This is a genomic window from Wenyingzhuangia heitensis (assembly GCF_011762155.1).
GTDB classification, from domain to species: domain Bacteria; phylum Bacteroidota; class Bacteroidia; order Flavobacteriales; family Flavobacteriaceae; genus Wenyingzhuangia; species Wenyingzhuangia heitensis.
This window is the reverse complement of record NZ_JAASQL010000001.1, coordinates 251106-267717: the sequence shown is the minus strand read 5'-3', so window position 1 is coordinate 267717 and position 16612 is coordinate 251106. Positions and strand designations below refer to the sequence as shown.

Sequence of the window (16612 nt, the reverse complement as noted above, 5' to 3'; positions counted from 1 at the left end):
TTTTAAAGAAACTTATTCTGTTACGTATATGTAATCTCCACTTTCGTCTAGAATTAATCTAAACTCTTCTATTGCGCTACTACCTACATAGGTTAATGCAGATACGGCATATTGTGTTCCTACTTCAGTTTCTGGAAACTTATCTTTTAAGAATAGGTTTAAAGCTACCTCTATTTGCTCATCAGACCAATATGCTTCTCCTCCAGGTCTTCTATCAAAGTTTTTGTATTGACCAGCACTGTCTAATTGAGAGGCATAGTCTGCATCACTTTTTAAAGACGATTCAGAAATCCATACAAAATCATCACTTGTTATGCTGTATACAATTGGGTTGTCTGATACCCATGTTCCTTTTTTGTTAATGAATCTAATTTCAGTTTCTGTACTAGTTTCTGGCATAATCCAAGCTCCGTTTTCATAGCTGTACAAATCAAACCTAGTGGATGTGCTTCCGCTAAAATATTTGTAGAAAATTAATTTTTGAGTTCCTGTTGTAGCAAATTGATATTTGTTTGCTAAGAAAAGAGGTAAATAATCATCTGGCGAGATTGAACTACTAAAATTGTTGTATTGTCCTGGAGTTCCACTTTCTGTACCCATTGCATCATAATCCTCAGAGGTTAATTCATAAGCTATTTCAGGAACACTGTATGTAGAACCATCATAGGTATAATATGCAGTTAAGGTTTCTGTATCTCCTGTAAACTCATCTCCTTCTCCTTTAGAGATTGATACGTTACCAATTAACCATCTAGTAGAATCGCTAGTGGTAGAGTTGTATTTAAATGCTATATGAATGATTTTATTATCATAGGCAGAAAAATCAATCACATCACTTGGGGTTAGGTTGTTGTCTGAGTGAAAATTTCTATTTGTAATGGTTAATTCATTCCACGTTGCTGTGTTAATGTCTCCTGTGTAGTTTTCAGAAACTAATACTTTTACCAAACTTAAATCGGAACCATATCTTAAATTTTCGTCTATTTGAAATTTTAACTCAGTTTCTCCTGTTAAATTAACTTCTGGAGAAACCAACCAATCTTCGTTTTCATAAGCTTGTCCGTCAAAACCACTCATAGATATGTTTCCAAAACCAGTAGCATCTTCCCAAGCTTGATCACCTGTTACGTCTACGCTTGTCCATCCGTTAAAGGTTTCGTTGGTAAAATCATAAGCTACAACTTGACCAGCTGTTGCTTTGGTGGGTTCTTCTGTAAAGTTAGAGTAAGTAACTTTGTAAAAATTTCCACTTTCTGCCCCTGTTACTTTACCTGTAATAATAGCGGGTAATAACTCTGCAGCACTTTCGCTTGGGTGAAAAGCTCCACTGTTTGCCGTAGGGTAATCTTCGGTTGTTAAGGTTACTTCTTTGGCATCAAATAAGTTACTAATAATGGTGTTGTTATCGTTGTAAATATCTACCATTAAGGCTGCTTTTGCTCCTGGGGAGTTAGGCAATACTTGGTTTAAAACGGTTGGGATTATGTTTTCTGCTTGCTCAAAAGAAGCAAATTTTTCAGAACTTAAATCTAAAGTTTCAAAATCGTCTTCTGTTAAAGTGTATTTAATGTCTGTTTTAATTGGAGTTCCCACTTCTCCAATTTCGTCATATACATCTTCAAGTGAATTTTCACAAGAGAACAATAGTACGCTTGTTAAAATAGCTAGGGTTATATGTTTTATATTTTTCATGTCTTTAAGTTTTTTAATTGTGATTGACTTTAAAAGTTGATTACAGAACTTACACTAAATGTTCTACCTACTCCATAGTATACTCTTGCATTTGCTGCAGTACCATCAATATCATCTGCACGAGTAATGTATTCTGTATCAAAAGCGTTGTACATTCTAGCCATTAATTTTGCATCTAACACACCAATTTTAAATTTGTGCTGTAAGGATAAGTCTACTAAGCTATAAGAAGGTACTTTCCAGGGATCAACACCCTCAGAGTTCCTGTTACTTGGATCAAAGTCGGCATAAAACCTATCGTAGTAGTTAAAGTCAGCAAAAATGCTTGTGTTTTTTGTGATTTTATATTCTGCTCCTAGTGCAAGAGAGGTTTGTGCAGATCTACCTACAGGTAAGTCGCTAATTAAAATGTTGATTTCATCAATTACGTTGTTAGATTCGTCTGTTAAAATTGCAGTAACATCATCTTGCCAAGTCCAATCTCCTAAAGATAAAGCTCCTTTAAGTGTTAAGGTTTCTAAGGGTCTGTATTCAAAATCAAATTCAACTCCTTGGTGCAATGCGTTTACACCTAAAATATTCGCGAAGACAACTCCTCCGTTATCAGGTAAAGACCTACTTCTTGTTTCTGTTCTATCATTCCAAGCGGTTCTATAAATGTTTACGTTTGCAGCAAATTTGTCGGTTCTTAAACCATACCCTAATTCCAAACTAAAAATCTTTTGATTTTCTGCATTTGTGTTTGTTTGGTCATTGTCATTTGTAGGCCATACACTACTAAAGAAAGGTGCTCTCTCAAAATATCCTGTGTTAAAGAATACGTTGTGGTATCCATCTATTCTATAGTTAATTCCTCCTTTTGCTCCGTAACCTACAAAGTTAATATCGTCCGTTTTTTGGTTTGGATCTCCGTCTAATTTTGCAAAATGATCTTCTCTTGCATACACGGTGTTAGAAATATTTGCAGCTACAAAAGCTGTGATTTGATCGTAGTCATATTCTACTTGTGCAAAACCACCATAAGTGGTGTTAAAGGCAGTACTATAAAAATCATATTTTTCTCCAACAGTTACTACATTGTTTGGGTTGTTTACGTTTCCGTCTAAATCAATAATATATTCACCGCCTAATAAGTCTAGCATTTCTTTACCGCTACTTACTTTAGTGTATCTAAAATCTGCTCCAGCAGTAAAGTCTAATTCTTTATTAATTTCTAAATTATAGCTTGTTAAACCACCTGCCCATGTATGGTCGTTTGTACGAGATTGAATGTAGATTGTAGATTCTGCATTGGTTTTGTTTTGTGACACAACTTGATCTAAGTTTACAGGAGAATATTCATCCCCAAAACGATATTCTGCTTTGTCTAAATCTCCACTGTCTGGACCTTCTTCAAAGTTTACACCTCCGTCACCTTTGCTATAATATATAGAGGTTGATAATTTACTGCTTTCGTCTATTTTCCAATAGTGGTTAAGAGATGCTATTGGTTTGTGAAAAAAGTTAGAACTTAAGCTATATTCTTGACCGTTTCTATATCCCCAGTTTTTGTTAGTTTTTCTTCCTCGGTCGCTTTCTCTAAATTGTTGAATGGTTAACATGTCAAATCTTTGTCCGTGGTTTTGAGGTGCACCTGTTACAAAAAATGATAGTTTGTGTTGGTCGTTTAATTTTTTAGAGATACTAGTAAAGTAAGACATGGCTTCAAAAGAAGTTCCGTCTACATATCCTTGTCCTGTAATTTTATCAGCATATGCAGTTACAGCAAAACCATTATCTAACAAGCCTGTAGATAGTTTTAAACCATATTTTTGATAACCATCATTACCAATACCATATTCAAATCTACCGCCCTGTTTAGCTTCTGTAGATTGTGTAATAATGTTAATAGTTCCACCAATAGAAGGAACTGCTAATTTAGAAGCTCCTAAACCTCTTTGTGTTTGGGTAGATGCTGTTACATTACCAATACCAGACCAGTTAGACCAAAAGACTCTACCGTCTTTAGCTGCATTTACGGGTACTCCGTTAATTACAACGGCAACGTTTTCTGAATTAAAACCACGCATGGTAATTTCACCATCTCCAAAACCACCACCTGCACGAGTTGTGTATACTCCTGGAGTAGATTTTAATATTTCTACAAATTCCTGGTTTCCTAATTTTTGCTCAATTTCTTCTTGCTTTACAGTAGAGTATGCAACAGGTGTTTTTCTGTCAATAGCTCTAGAAGCAAAGACCACTACTTCGTCTAAACCTACAGTAGAACTTTCTAAGGTGATGTTTAAATTGTTGGTAGATGTATTAAAGGCAATAATTTTTGTTAAGTATCCTAAAGATGATATTTCAATTTCTCCAGTTACTGCAGGAGTTTTTAACTCAAATTCTCCATTAAAGTTAGTAAAAGTACCTTTGTCGTTAGCGTTTAATAGTTTTATTGATGTTACAGGTATAGGTTGCCCAAAGGTGTCTTTTACCAATCCTGAAATTGTGTTTTGTCCAAAACCATTATATGCTATAGAAGTAAGCAATAAGGTAAGTAGAATAATTTTTTTCATTTTGTGTTTTAAGTTTTGTTTGTTTGACAAAACTAGATAGTAATAAACACTTGTGAGGAGGGGTTTGTTTTATGTTAAGAATAAGACATGATGAAGTTAATGTAGTGCTAGTGTTACCAAAACGTCAGGGTGTTTCTTTTTTGTAAGTTACTGGTAAATAATATGTTAATTATTAACAAAGGTACGTGTTATTTCCTTTTTAGATGTACAATGTTAGTTGTTGAAAGTAGGTGTGTTTTATTCTTAATAATATTTAAGAAGTGAGTTTTGTATGGACTGGAAACAACTCTTTATATCTATCTAAATTATAAACGCAAAAAACCCTGCTATATTTAGCAGGGTTTAAAGTATGTAGTAAAAAATTACTTCTTATTTTTCTGAATCTAATAATTCAAAGAACTCATCTAATTTAGGCATGATGATAATTTTTGTTCTTCTGTTTTTAGATCTGTTAGCAGATGTGTTGTTTTCTGCAACAGGAGAGTATTGAGATCTACCAGCAGCAATTAATCTAGAAGGTAAAACATCGTACTTAGATTGTAACTCACGAACTACAGCAGCAGAACGTTGTACAGATAAGTCCCAGTTATCTTTAATAGCAGCACCTTCTTTTACTAATTTGTCATCAGTATGTCCTTCAACCATAACATCCATGTTAGGGTATTCGTTAACAACTGTACCAACTTTCTTTAAGATAGCTTCTGCTCTTTTAGAAATTCTGTAAGATCCAGAGTTGAATAATAATTTATCTGAAATAGAGATAAATACTTTAGTTCCCTCAATGTTAACAGAAATGTCCTCGTCGTTTAAACCGTTAGGTAAAATTTTCTTTAAGTTGAAAGCAACAGCTAAATTGATAGAATCTTTTTTAGAGTTAGCTTCTTTGATGTACTTGATGTAGTCATCTTTCTTTTGTAATTGAGATAATGTTTCTCTCATGTTTTCAGTAGCCGATCTAGATACTGCAATCAAGTTGTCAACATTTTCTAAATATTTGTCGTTTCCTTTTTCTAAGAATTTAATTCTATCTTCTAAAGAAGCGATCTGGTTGTCAGCTTTTCCTAAGTCTACCTTTGAAACAGATAAATCTTTTTGAGAAGAAGCTAATTTGTCTTGTAGTGCTGCTTGTTCAGCTTGTAAATCTGTATACTTTTTCTTAGATACACATGATGTTGCAACTAAAGAAACTGAAACGATTAATATCAAAACTTTTTTCATGGTCTATAAATTGTATTTTTGTTTTAACAAATATAATAACTTTCTATTAAAAACCTATTTTTATATGTACCTAACTAATTCTATTAAATTACTTAAAAAGCATTTGTTTGGAATACTCTTATTTTGTTTAATTACTAGCTGTGAACATAAACAGGCTGAATATTTAAAACTTCAAGGAAATGTCTTCGGAACCACCTTCCATATCAAATATTCAGATAAAAACAATCAAAATTTAGGCCAAAGTATAGATTCGTTATTTAAAACAATAAACAATTCTATGTCAACCTATCATTCAAACTCAATAATCACTAAAATTAATGGTGGATTGTTGTTTTCAAAGGTAGACAATCATTTTAAAAACGTTTTTTTATTGGCAAAAGAGGTTCATCAGAGAACAAACGGGTATTTTGACCCCACAGTGGGTAAAATGGTAAACGCATGGGGGTTTGGTCCTGTTAAAATAGATAAGGAGCCTACAAATATTCAGGTAGATAGTTTAATGCAGTTTGTGGGGTTTGATAAAATTACATTGGATGATGATATTTTAAATAAGACGAGTTCAGAAATTTATATTGATTTTAATGCCATTGCAAAAGGATATGGAGTAGATGAATTAGGAAGATTTTTAGAAAGTAAGAATATTAAAAATTATTTGGTAGAAATAGGTGGTGAGATTAGAGCTAGAGGTAAAAATGCAAAAGGAGAAAACTGGTCTATAGGAATAGAAGAACCCAATTTTGATGGTACTAGAAGTTTGCAAAAGGTTACAACTTTAAAAAATGAAGCCATTGCAACGTCTGGAAATTATAGAAAATTTAGAATTGATGAGGTTACTGGAAAAAAAATAGCACATACTTTAAATCCTAAAACAGGTTTTCCGGCAGAAACAGATTTGCTAAGTGTTTCTGTAATTGCTCCTGTTAGCTGTGCAGAAGTTGATGCTTATGCTACGGCTTTTATGTCTATGGGAGTTAAAAAAGCAAAAACTATAGCGGCTACCTTTCCTAAAATGAAAGTTTTTTTAGTTTATTTAGAAAATGACGAGGTTCAAACATTTGCCAGTCCTAGTTTAGAATTTAAGGACTAGTTATTAGGTTTGATGCATATAGGAAGAATTTCATTTTTCATTAACGCATACCTTATAATGTCTGTTTCTGAAAAATGTTGAGCTGTTTTGAATTGAATTACATTAAAGCCTACGTTTTCTAATCGTTTAAAGTAATCTAACCCATAAATTCTTACATGGTCGTATTGACCAAAATGTTTTTGTCTTTCTTTAGGTTCTGTAATGCTAAAATCTTCATAAGTTTTAGATCTTGTTACGTCTTGTGGAACTTGAAAAATACCCCATCCGCCAGGTTTTAAAACTCGGTACAATTCAGACATGGCTTTGGTATCATCTGCAATATGTTCTAAAACATGGTTGCAAAAGATAACATCATAAGAATTGTCTGCAAATGGCAAGTCACAAATATCTGCTTTAACATCTGCTAATGGCGAAAACAAATCGGTAGTCGTGTAGGTTAAGTTTTTTTGATCTCTAAAAATTTTATAAAAACATTGCTCTGGTGCAACGTGTAAAACTTTTTTTGGTTGTTTAAAAAAATCAGAATGATCATTTAAGTACAGCCATAACAATCTGTGTCTTTCTAAAGATAAAGTCCCTGGAGCTAATACATTTTCACGTTGGTTCTTGTATCCGTAGGATAAAAATTTACGATAAGACTTTTGATCAATAGGATCTGTGTATGTGTTTCCTTTGTAATAAATTGCTAAAATAGGCTTGGCAATAAAACTTGCTTTAATTAACCAAGGTCTTGGAATTATATTTAGTATGGTTTTAAAGATTCCCATTTATGCACCGTAAGGAGTCGCTCTATATTTGTCTTCAATATTTGTAACAATTCCTAAAGCATCGTTTACATATTTAAAGGTAGATAGTATTTCTGGTTTTCCGTCTACAATAGCAACATCATGTTCAAAATGTGCAGATGCTTTTCCGTCTTTGGTCAAAATAGTCCAACCATCATTTAGTTGAATAATATCTTTGGTTCCCATGTTGGTCATTGGTTCAATAGCAACCACCATTCCATCTACAAATTTTTTACCTCTACCACGTCTTCCGTAGTTTGGCATTTGTGGGTCTTCATGCATTTCTCTACCCAAACCATGTCCTACCAACTCTCTAACCACACCATATCCATGATCTTCGGTGTATTTCTGAATGGCATAACCAACATCACCCACACGGTTACCTGCTTTAAGTTGTTCAATCCCTACATATAAACTTTGCTGTGTAATGTCTAATAGTTGTTTTACTTCGGGTGCTACTTCACCTACTTGAAATGTATAAGCGTGGTCACCATAAAATCCATTTTTTAAAGCACCACAATCAATAGAAATAATATCACCATTTACCAAAGGTTTGTTGTTTGGTATTCCGTGTACTACCTGTTCATTGGGACTCATACATAAAGTATTGGGAAAGTCATACAGTCCTAAAAAACCAGGTTCAGCACCATGATCTCTAATAAAAGCTTCAGCCATTTTGTCTAATTCCAAAGTTGTAACTCCGGGTTTTACTTCTTTGGCTAACATTCCTAGTGTTTTAGATACAATTAATGCGCTTTCACGCATTAGTTCTATTTCTTCACGGCTTTTAATAACAATCATATTCCTGTTTTTTATGGAGTGCAAAGATAGTATTTATTTAAAGAAACCTAAAAAACCTTTTTTCTTTGGTTCTTCAATAGCATTGTCATCAAAAAGGAGTTGATGAATTTTTCCCCATCCTATAAATCCACCAATGTTTCTGTCATCAATAAACAAGTCAGCATGTATTTTTCGAATGCTTTTATTGTTTAGCGTTTCTTCAGGATAATTTTTATTTACAGCGTAAAATTCTACTCCATTTTCTTTGCAATAAGCAACGGCTTCATCTAATTTTCTACCATCTCTTAAAGTCCAAAGAATTAGACGATATCCCTTTTCTTGCATTTTTTTTAGGGTAGAAAATGCAAAAAGTTGAGCAGGACCAATTTTAGGATACTCATCTTTTACAATGGTACCATCAAAATCTACAGCAATAATTGTTTGATGATTTGGAATTGACACGTTTTATTCTTTTTTACAATATTACAATTATTTACTTTTGATTAAAAGATTTAAAGATGATTATCAAAGAATTAAATGGAAATAAACCTGAGTTTGGGGAAAATTGTTTTCTAGCAGAGAATTGTGTGATTATTGGTGAAGTGGTGATGGGAGATGATTGTAGCGTGTGGTACAATGCAGTAATTAGGGGAGATGTACATAGAATTACAATGGGGAATAAAGTAAATATTCAAGATGGAGTAGTGGTGCATGCCACGTATAAAAAATCACCAACGACAATTGGAAACTCCGTATCTGTAGGTCACAATGCTATTGTACATGGTTGTACTATTCATGACAATGTGTTAATTGGTATGGGAGCTATTGTAATGGATGATTGTGTTTTAGAGTCTAATTGTATTATTGCTGCAGGTGCAGTAGTAACCAAAGGGACTATTGTGAAATCTGGAAGTGTGTATGCAGGAACTCCCGCCAAAAAAATTAAAGATTTAAGTGAAGAGTTGCTAAATGGAGAAGTAAATAGAATTGCAGATGCTTATGTTAAATATGCAGGTTGGTATAAAGATTAATAAAAAAGCGCTAACAATTATTTAGTTAGCGCTTTTTTAAAAATTACTTAGTTATAATTTTAGATCTATTTTCTGTTTCACCTGTTAATACAATATCCCTTTCATTGGGTATGGTCATAGGATAAGTGGCATCTGTAAAAATAACGGCAATGGATGCTCCTCTAACAGCACTCTCATTGGTAGGTTCACCTGTTTCTGTAGTGTTGTAATTTGCATCATTAACAATAGGGATAAAATCAGGAGTTTTGTAAAAATGATGCAATTCTTGAGGCACGTGTACAAAGTTTTTATAGGACAAGGTAGCCGTATCATCAGTAGATTGTAGGCTAATGTTTTTAAAGTATGATGTTGCTGCAAAAGTTCCTTTAGCCCTTCTTTTAGAATCTTTACCTACAAAACCATCTCTTAAAAACAAGGTCCATGTGCTTCCCTCAGATTTGGCACCGTCTACAATAATTCTACCATTTAATACGGAATGTGGTTGTAATAAAACGGCTGCTTTTCCGTTGATACTTGCTACGTTTTTTATCACAATATTAGAGACCCCTATATCATATTGTCTACCTGTGTGAGCTTCAATTCTGCAAGTCATTCCTCCTTGACAAGACAAATTCTTTAGCAAAATGTTTTTTCCTACGTTGGTCTGTGCCAATCCGTAACCGATTGAACCTCCTGTTAATTGGATATTTGCTATCGTTACGTTTTCTGCAATGTTTGCGGTTTCATCACTCACTTTTACAGGGTTAAAAGCTATAGCAGCACCTTTGGTTAGATGATCTTCAATAGTAAAGTTTTCTATTAATACATTTTTAGCGTAACCAAAAGCAATGGCTCTGTAAAAACTATTTTTAGGTCTAGTTAAAATATATTTTGGACGAGTATTGACATCACCTAATCCTATAATTTTCACATTTTCTACTATAGGTTCCCCTTCTAGCATTCCAATGTTAAACAAAAAATTTTTGATTCCTTTTTTCCATTTGTCATGATCCATCGTAATAGTTGTTCCTGATTCTATGGTAATATGAATGTTAGATTTTAGGGAAACGTCTTTAAATAAATAATCTCCTTTTTTGATAAGGATTTTACCTCCTCCTTTTTGATATAAATCTTGAATTAATTCACTCAATCTATCGGATTCATCAGCTCCTGTTGTAAAAGTTACATTTCTATCTTCGGGAAGGTTTGTAAAGTCTTCTCCATTATAGCCTGCACCATCTTCGTTATATGGAAGAGGGTTATATAAGCTGGTGTCAGAAACATTACCGGGGTTTACTGTTGTAGTTGATGATTTGGTAGTTTCTTCATCTGTTTCTTGTTTTATAGGCTCTATAGTGTTGTTATTTGCCGAGCAGGAGATAAAAGCTACTATTATAAATAACAGATTGATTATTTTCTTCATTTTAAGTTGATTTAGAATTTTAAAATTAGGCTTAGGTAATCGTAAAAAACAACTTATTTTAAACCAATTAAAGCGCTATTTTGCTTTTTGATTAGTGAACACAATTTTTTTATTTAGAGAAACATCAAAGGTTACTGTTTTAAGTGTTTCTAAATTTGTGTTGCTCATTAGGTAATGATTGGCAAGTTCTAAAGAAGAGTTTAATAAGTTGTGTTCATTTAAAACTCTTTCAGTTTGTTTTGCTACGGCAAAGCCAGAATCTATAATTGTTACTTTATCTCCAAGAATTTTTTTGATTTGTGGAATTAGATATGGGTAGTGGGAGCAGCCTAATACCAAGCAATCAATATTTTTTTCAACCATGGGTGTTAAATATTGCTGCAATAGTCTTTCTGTTTCAGGGCTTTCAATTTTGTTTGCTTCTATTAAGGGAACTAAACCTGTTCCTTCTTGTTCTATTACTAAAATATTTGAAGCGAACTCACGTGTGGTTTTATGAAATAAATCACTACTTAATGTTCCTTTAGTGGCTAAAATTCCAATGGATTTTGTTTTACTAGCCAAAGCAGCAGGTTTTATTGCAGGCTCTATACCAATAAAAGGAATGTTGTATTTTGCTCTAAGTACATCAATAGCGTTTGTTGTTGCGGTGTTACAGGCAACAACAATAATTTTAGCACCTTTAGCAATAAGAATCTCTGTGTTTTTAATACAGATATCTATTATTTCTTGTTTTGATTTTTCTCCATAGGGAGCATTTTTACTATCTGCTAAATAAAGAGTGTTTTCGTAAGGCAACCTTTGGATAATTTCTTTCCAAATAGAGGTGCCACCTACACCAGAATCAAATACACCAATAGGATTATTATTCATTTTTATATGTCTAATACAAATTTCGATAAAACAAAGAACAAAAAAAAACGCTATCATTAAAATTATGATAGCGTTTTTTTAAATGTAAAAAGGGGATTATTTAACTCCTAATTTTGTTTTAATAGCAGTAGAAATATCTACTCCTCCTTCTGCATAAATAATAGTTCTAGCATCTAAAACATACTGGAATCCTTTTTCTTTAGCGTATGTTTTAATTGCATTTTGAGCTTTTTCAATAATTGGCTCTAACAATTCGTTTTGCTTTTTTTGTAATTCTTGTTGAGCAGCTTGTTGTAACTGTCCTATTTTACCTTGCTCTTGTTGAACTTCAACAGCTCTTTTTTGATTTTCTTCTGGAGTCTTAGACTTTTCTTCAGCAGTGTATCTGTCAAACTTGGCTTTTAAAGCTGTAGATGCTGCTTTAATTTCAGATTCATAAGTTTTACCTAATTTTTCCATGTCTGCTTGCATTGCTTTAGCTTCGGGCATAGATGCAACAACTTCGTCTAGGTTGATGTGAGCAATTTTTTGTGCTTGGGTAAAGTGAGTGAATCCTAAAGCTATAATTGCAATTAATAATGTAGTTTTTACTGTTCTCATTTCGTTATTTGTTTATCGTTTTTTTCGTTCTTCTTCTCTCTTTTTAAGAGCTTCTTCTCGTTTTTTTCTTTGTTCTTGTATTCTTTTTTCTCTAGCTAGTTTTGCTTCTTCTCTTTTAATAGCAGCTTCTTCTTGTTCTATCTCTTTTTGAGATTTTTGAATGTATCTTAATACGAGTTCGCTAATATCGTAATTGTTATTTGTATATAGCATAACAATAGATGAAGATTTTTCAAAAATCATGTCATATTTTCGAAGTTTAGCAATAGTCTGTACAGCATTGTAAACTAAATCTTGATAAGGAGTGACTAATTGCTTTCTTAATTCAAAAAGTTTTCCTTCAACACCAAAGTAAGTGTTTTCTGCTTTTGTTATTTCGTTTTCATAAGTTGTTATTTCCGTTTCTCTTTCTTTAATTAAATCTTCTGTAAGTAAGGGTTTTTCGTTTAAAAATTCCTTTTTCATGGTGTCTAATTTTAGATACATTTTATCTAAATTTTGTTTCCATGTAGAGGTTTCTGTGTTTAGTTTTTTTTGCGCATCTGCATAAGATGGAATTTTATCTAAAACATATTCTATATCTACAAAACCAATTCTTTGCAATTGCTGTGCATTTGTAGATAGTACACAAAAAAGTGAAAATAAAATTATTTTTTTAAAGAGCTTACTAGTATAATTAGAAATAATCATGCCATTTTTTTTAGAATTGTTGTCCGATGATAAAATGTGTTTGCCATCCAGATTTTTCTACTGCTCCAGGAACATTGTCAAATCCATGACCAAAGTCTATTCCAAGCAATCCAAATGCAGGCATAAAAATACGAATTCCAAAACCAGCAGATTTTTTAATGTCAAACGGGTTAAAGTTATTAAAATCACTGTAAGAATTACCTGCTTCTACAAATCCTAATGCATAAATAGAGGCTGATGGTTTTAGTGTGATAGGGTAACGAACTTCCATAGAGAATTTATCGTATACATTATCTCCAGAGGTAAGATCTCCGTTAGTTCCTGTAGCAAAACCGGAAAGGGATGAGTTTTCGTATCCTCTTAGTCCTATTACTTCTCTACCATCAAAACTGTTTGTGTTTAATCCGTCTCCTCCTACATAGTAACGTTCAAAAGGAATTTCTCCTTTTTCACTATTATAGCTTCCTAAATATCCAAATTGTACGTTTGTCATTAATACAAATTTATCAACTAAAGCGGTATACCATTTTGCCTTTAGGTTAATTTTGTAATATTCTAACAATTCAAATTTTTCGTTATTGCTGTCATATTCTTTGTTAGAAAACAAAGAGTAAGGAGGTGTAAATTTACCTTCTACTGTAAATGTAGAACCGTATCTTGGGAATATTAAACTAGGACCTGCAGAGTTTCTTTGTAAAGTTACGTTATAAGATAAGTTGTGAGACACTCCTTGATTATCATCAAAAGCGATAATAGATCCAAAGTTGTAGTTGTCTACTTTGTAACGTCTGTAACTAATAGCATTAGAGATAGTGAAATAATCATCTGGCCACTTTAAACGCTCTCCTATTCCTACAGAAATACCAAAAATATTTAATTCTTGACTTTTATCTACATCGTAGTAAGAGCTCCCGTATCCATATTGTTTTTGGTTATAAATAGAAAATGTTAAAGATCTTGGCTTTTTACCTCCTAGCCATGGTTCTGTAAAAGAGATACTATTAGAGGTGTTAAATCTACTTGCTTGTAGTCTTAAAGATAATTGTTGCCCATCACCCAAAGGTAAAGGTTTATATTCTTCTTTGTTAAAAATATTACGGATAGAAAAGTTGTTAAAAGACAATCCTAGAGTTCCAATAAAAGAACCACCACCATAACCACCTTGTAATTCTATTTGGCTAGATCCTTTTTCTTCTAAACTATACTCAATAGCAACTGTTTTGTCTGCGTAATTAGGTTTTAGATCTGGAGTAATGTTTTCTGCATCAAAGAATCCCATTTGACCTAATTCACGAATAGAACGAATAATATTGTCTTTACTATATAAATCACCTGGGCGAGTTCTTAATTCTCTAAAAATAACATGGTCATTGGTTCTTTCGTTTCCTGTAACAGATACGTGACTAATTGTAGCGGGATCGTCTTCGTGAATTCTAATTTCTACTGTAATAGAATCATTTTCTACCTTGGTTTCCACTAGGTTAATTTGAGAAAACAAATAACCGTTGTTTTGATACAGGGTAGAAATGTCTTCAGAATCGGGGCTTCCGTCTCCTTTTACTCTTTCTTCTAAAGTTTTAGAGTCGTAAACATCTCCTTTCTCAATTTTTAATATTCTTTGTAAAAAGTCTGTTTGATAGGTTTTGTTCCCTAAGAAAAGAATGTCTTTGTAAAAATATTTAATCCCTTCTTCTAACTCTATATGGAGGTTGATGGTGTTTTTACCTTCGTTCCAACTAATACTATCGGATAAAATTCTAGCATCTCTAAAACCTTTACGCCTGTATTTGTCTATTAATTTTTTCTTGTCTTCTTCAAAAGCATCTTCTACATATTTAGAACGTTTCCAAAATCTCCCCCAAAATTTACGTTTGGTGTCTTTTAAAGCTTTACGTACATCTTTGTCTTCAAATTGTTCGTTTCCAACAATTACTATTTCTTTAATTTTTACCAAATCACCTTTGTCTATTCTAACAATGGCATCTCTTTGGTTGGCATTGGTTGCATTGGGTTTTGTGGTAATGTTTACGGATGCTTTTAAGTAACCTTTGTCTACATAATATTGACGAATGTAATTCTCTGTAGAGGTAACTAAGTTTTCTGTTAACATTTTACCTGTAGCAAGTTCTGTGTCTTTTTGAAAAGTTTTTGCTTTGGATTTACTAACCCCTAAGAAGGTGATTTTATTAATTTGAGGCAATTCTTTGATAGCAATTTCTAAGTAAATGGTGTTCCCATCTATTTTAGTTGCGTATACTTCTACATCGCTAAACTTATTAGATTTGTGAAGTTTTTTTATGGCACTTGTTAGTTTGTCTCCAGGTATTTTAATTTCTTGTCCTGTTTTTAAACCAGAATAAGAAATTACAGATTCTTCTGAAAATTCGTTAGTTCCTGTAACGGTAACCCCTCCTAAAAGATATCTTTTGGTGGTAGATAAATCTGGTTGACCGTCTTGGGAGAATACTAGATTTGTAACAAATAAAATAAGTGTTAAAAGGTAGTTTTTAAGTAGTTTGTTCATGTTCTCCGTCTAATTGTTCGCTGGTTTTTCCAAACCTTCTTTCTCTGTTTTGGTATGTGTAAATAGCTTTGTACAAATCTTCTCTTCTAAAATCAGGCCAAAGTACATCTGTAAAATACAATTCGGCATAAGCCATTTGCCATAATAAGTAATTGCTTAATCTTTGTTCTCCACTTGTACGAATCATTAAATCTACATCTGGTAGGTTATGAGTGTATAGGTTTTGATGAACAACATTATCATTAATAGCATTGATATCTAAAACTCCTTCTTTTACTTTTGTTGCAATTTTTTTTATACAAGAGGTAATCTCTTCTCTACTTCCGTAGCTTAAAGAAAAGGTTAGGGTAATTTTTGTATTGGTTTTGGTAACGTCTATTACTTCTTTTAAGGTTTCTAAAGCTTTTTTAGGTAAATCCGTAAGTCTACCAATAGCATTTACCTTTACTCCGTTTTTTTGAAAATCGGGAACTTCTTTTTTTAATGATTTTGTTAATAAAGTCATTAAAGCATCTACTTCTAATTTGGGACGATTCCAGTTTTCGGTAGAAAAAGCATATAGAGTAACGGCTTCTGTTCCAATTTCTGAGGCACCAATTACGGCTTCTCTTACTGCTGTTAGGGCATTTCTGTGACCAAAAATTCTGGCCATTCCTTGTTTTTTAGCCCATCTACCATTACCGTCCATAATAATAGCGATGTGCTTAGGAATTTTATTGTTTTTAATTTGTTCTAATAAATTCATTTAGAATCTAATTTGATTTTTACTACCCTTAGGCCAGCCAAAAGTATAATAAATAGAGGCCCCAATATAGTAATAAGCATCTAAAGTGCTCTTATTTGTTTCAATATTATCCAAATCGTCTGTAAAAGCTGCTCTAACCTTAGCTTCTAAAGATGCTGCTAGGTTTTTACCTATTCCATATTTATATCCAATTCCCATAGGTAATACCACTGCAAACTTTGTTTCTGTTCTTGTGTTGTAAAAAATAGAAGCAGCTTCTAATATAAGATAAGGAGTTTGTTTGTTGGTGGAATTGGTTCGTATTAAGTTGTAGTCTTTAAAGTTAAAGTCAATACCTGCAGAGATTTCTGCTAATTGGGTAACACCACTTTCCATTAAATTAAGACCAAATCGATAAGCAATTCTAGGATTCATATTCTTTTTTAGAACAATACCCCAGTTTTTGCTAGATGTAGTTATTGGAAATGTTTGATTTTTTTCGCCCATAACATTTCCTAGGTTGTACGTAATTCCGGCTTCGTACACCTGAGAAAATCCTATTTGGATAAAAAATAAAAGTAGTAAGTAAACTAACTTTCTCATAATCATGATAAAACTTGGCAAATATAATTAATATAACTAAGAAAT

15 protein-coding genes are annotated in these 16612 nt (G+C 32.7%); 2 read left to right on the top strand and 13 right to left on the bottom strand.

What is annotated here, in order from left to right; all coding sequences use genetic code 11:
• Window positions 1-12: 12 nt before the first annotated feature.
• From FHR24_RS01175 to FHR24_RS01165, 3 genes are all read right to left on the bottom strand, one after another.
• Window positions 13-1692, bottom strand: a complete 1680-nt coding sequence (locus FHR24_RS01175; protein WP_167182665.1) for a choice-of-anchor J domain-containing protein — start codon at window positions 1690-1692, stop codon at window positions 13-15.
• Between the two features lie 29 nt (window positions 1693-1721).
• Window positions 1722-4250, bottom strand: coding sequence for a TonB-dependent receptor (locus tag FHR24_RS01170; RefSeq protein WP_167182662.1), 2529 nt, complete (start codon window positions 4248-4250; stop codon window positions 1722-1724).
• A gap of 369 nt (window positions 4251-4619) precedes the next feature.
• Window positions 4620-5468, bottom strand: coding sequence for an OmpA family protein (locus FHR24_RS01165; protein ID WP_167182659.1), 849 nt, complete (start codon window positions 5466-5468; stop codon window positions 4620-4622).
• A 64-nt stretch (window positions 5469-5532) separates the two neighbouring features.
• Here FHR24_RS01165 and FHR24_RS01160 point away from each other — a divergent pair, with 64 nt between their 5' ends.
• The gene (locus tag FHR24_RS01160; RefSeq protein ID WP_167182656.1) at window positions 5533-6555 is read left to right on the top strand and encodes an FAD:protein FMN transferase; all 1023 of its coding nucleotides are present in this window, start codon (window positions 5533-5535) and stop codon (window positions 6553-6555) included.
• On the opposite strand, the gene FHR24_RS01155 is transcribed toward FHR24_RS01160, so the two are convergent.
• The 3 genes from FHR24_RS01155 to FHR24_RS01145 are packed head-to-tail and all read right to left on the bottom strand — an operon-like array spanning window position 6552 to window position 8582.
• Entirely contained in the window at window positions 6552-7322 is a 771-nt protein-coding gene (locus FHR24_RS01155) for a class I SAM-dependent methyltransferase (protein WP_167182653.1), read from the bottom strand. The genes FHR24_RS01160 and FHR24_RS01155 overlap by 4 nt on opposite strands.
• Window positions 7323-8141, bottom strand: a complete 819-nt coding sequence (gene map, locus FHR24_RS01150; RefSeq protein WP_167182650.1) for a type I methionyl aminopeptidase — start codon at window positions 8139-8141, stop codon at window positions 7323-7325. It lies immediately after the preceding gene.
• A gap of 33 nt (window positions 8142-8174) precedes the next feature.
• Entirely contained in the window at window positions 8175-8582 is a 408-nt protein-coding gene (locus FHR24_RS01145) for a BT0820 family HAD-type phosphatase (protein WP_167182648.1), read from the bottom strand.
• 56 nt (window positions 8583-8638) lie between these two features.
• On the opposite strand from FHR24_RS01145, the gene FHR24_RS01140 reads away from it, so the two are divergent.
• Window positions 8639-9151 carry a gamma carbonic anhydrase family protein gene (locus FHR24_RS01140; protein ID WP_167182645.1) on the top strand — a complete coding sequence of 171 codons (513 nt, stop codon included), beginning with the start codon at window positions 8639-8641 and terminating at the stop codon, window positions 9149-9151.
• A 43-nt stretch (window positions 9152-9194) separates the two neighbouring features.
• Here the strand turns inward: FHR24_RS01140 and FHR24_RS01135 are convergent, their stop codons facing one another.
• The 7 genes from FHR24_RS01135 to FHR24_RS01105 all read right to left on the bottom strand — a co-directional run bounded on the left by FHR24_RS01135 (window position 9195) and on the right by FHR24_RS01105 (window position 16567).
• Window positions 9195-10553: a glycoside hydrolase family protein gene (locus tag FHR24_RS01135; protein ID WP_167182642.1), complete on the bottom strand. Its 1359-nt coding sequence runs from the start codon at window positions 10551-10553 to the stop codon at window positions 9195-9197.
• Between the two features lie 75 nt (window positions 10554-10628).
• Window positions 10629-11426, bottom strand: coding sequence for a glutamate racemase (gene murI, locus FHR24_RS01130; protein ID WP_167182639.1), 798 nt, complete (start codon window positions 11424-11426; stop codon window positions 10629-10631).
• 96 nt (window positions 11427-11522) lie between these two features.
• Window positions 11523-12026, bottom strand: coding sequence for an OmpH family outer membrane protein (locus FHR24_RS01125; protein ID WP_167182636.1), 504 nt, complete (start codon window positions 12024-12026; stop codon window positions 11523-11525).
• Window positions 12027-12038: 12 nt separating this feature from the next.
• Entirely contained in the window at window positions 12039-12716 is a 678-nt protein-coding gene (locus tag FHR24_RS01120) for an OmpH family outer membrane protein (protein ID WP_167182633.1), read from the bottom strand.
• A gap of 10 nt (window positions 12717-12726) precedes the next feature.
• A complete protein-coding gene (gene bamA, locus FHR24_RS01115; RefSeq protein ID WP_167182630.1) occupies window positions 12727-15240 on the bottom strand; it encodes an outer membrane protein assembly factor BamA in 2514 nt (837 codons plus the stop codon).
• Window positions 15224-15985, bottom strand: coding sequence for an isoprenyl transferase (locus FHR24_RS01110; protein WP_167182627.1), 762 nt, complete (start codon window positions 15983-15985; stop codon window positions 15224-15226). Before FHR24_RS01110 ends, bamA begins: the two co-directional genes overlap by 17 nt.
• On the bottom strand, window positions 15986-16567 hold the full coding sequence (locus FHR24_RS01105; protein ID WP_167182624.1) for a DUF6089 family protein: 582 nt from the start codon (window positions 16565-16567) through the stop codon (window positions 15986-15988). It lies immediately after the preceding gene.
• Window positions 16568-16612 lie beyond the last annotated feature (45 nt).

Excerpts from the sequence above, each read along its gene's own strand:
- bamA (WP_167182630.1), bottom strand. The coding sequence starts at position 15,240 with ATGAACAAACTACTTAAAAACTACCTTTTAACACTTATTTTATTTGTT.
- murI (WP_167182639.1), bottom strand. The coding sequence starts at position 11,426 with ATGAATAATAATCCTATTGGTGTATTTGATTCTGGTGTAGGTGGCACC.
- FHR24_RS01175 (WP_167182665.1), bottom strand. The coding sequence starts at position 1,692 with ATGAAAAATATAAAACATATAACCCTAGCTATTTTAACAAGCGTACTA.
- FHR24_RS01110 (WP_167182627.1), bottom strand. The coding sequence starts at position 15,985 with ATGAATTTATTAGAACAAATTAAAAACAATAAAATTCCTAAGCACATC.
- FHR24_RS01135 (WP_167182642.1), bottom strand. The coding sequence starts at position 10,553 with ATGAAGAAAATAATCAATCTGTTATTTATAATAGTAGCTTTTATCTCC.
- FHR24_RS01120 (WP_167182633.1), bottom strand. The coding sequence starts at position 12,716 with ATGATTATTTCTAATTATACTAGTAAGCTCTTTAAAAAAATAATTTTA.
- FHR24_RS01165 (WP_167182659.1), bottom strand. The coding sequence starts at position 5,468 with ATGAAAAAAGTTTTGATATTAATCGTTTCAGTTTCTTTAGTTGCAACA.
- FHR24_RS01125 (WP_167182636.1), bottom strand. The coding sequence starts at position 12,026 with ATGAGAACAGTAAAAACTACATTATTAATTGCAATTATAGCTTTAGGA.
- FHR24_RS01105 (WP_167182624.1), bottom strand. The coding sequence starts at position 16,567 with ATGAGAAAGTTAGTTTACTTACTACTTTTATTTTTTATCCAAATAGGA.
- map (WP_167182650.1), bottom strand. The coding sequence starts at position 8,141 with ATGATTGTTATTAAAAGCCGTGAAGAAATAGAACTAATGCGTGAAAGC.
- FHR24_RS01140 (WP_167182645.1), top strand. The coding sequence starts at position 8,639 with ATGATTATCAAAGAATTAAATGGAAATAAACCTGAGTTTGGGGAAAAT.
- FHR24_RS01170 (WP_167182662.1), bottom strand. The coding sequence starts at position 4,250 with ATGAAAAAAATTATTCTACTTACCTTATTGCTTACTTCTATAGCATAT.
- FHR24_RS01160 (WP_167182656.1), top strand. The coding sequence starts at position 5,533 with ATGTACCTAACTAATTCTATTAAATTACTTAAAAAGCATTTGTTTGGA.
- FHR24_RS01155 (WP_167182653.1), bottom strand. The coding sequence starts at position 7,322 with ATGGGAATCTTTAAAACCATACTAAATATAATTCCAAGACCTTGGTTA.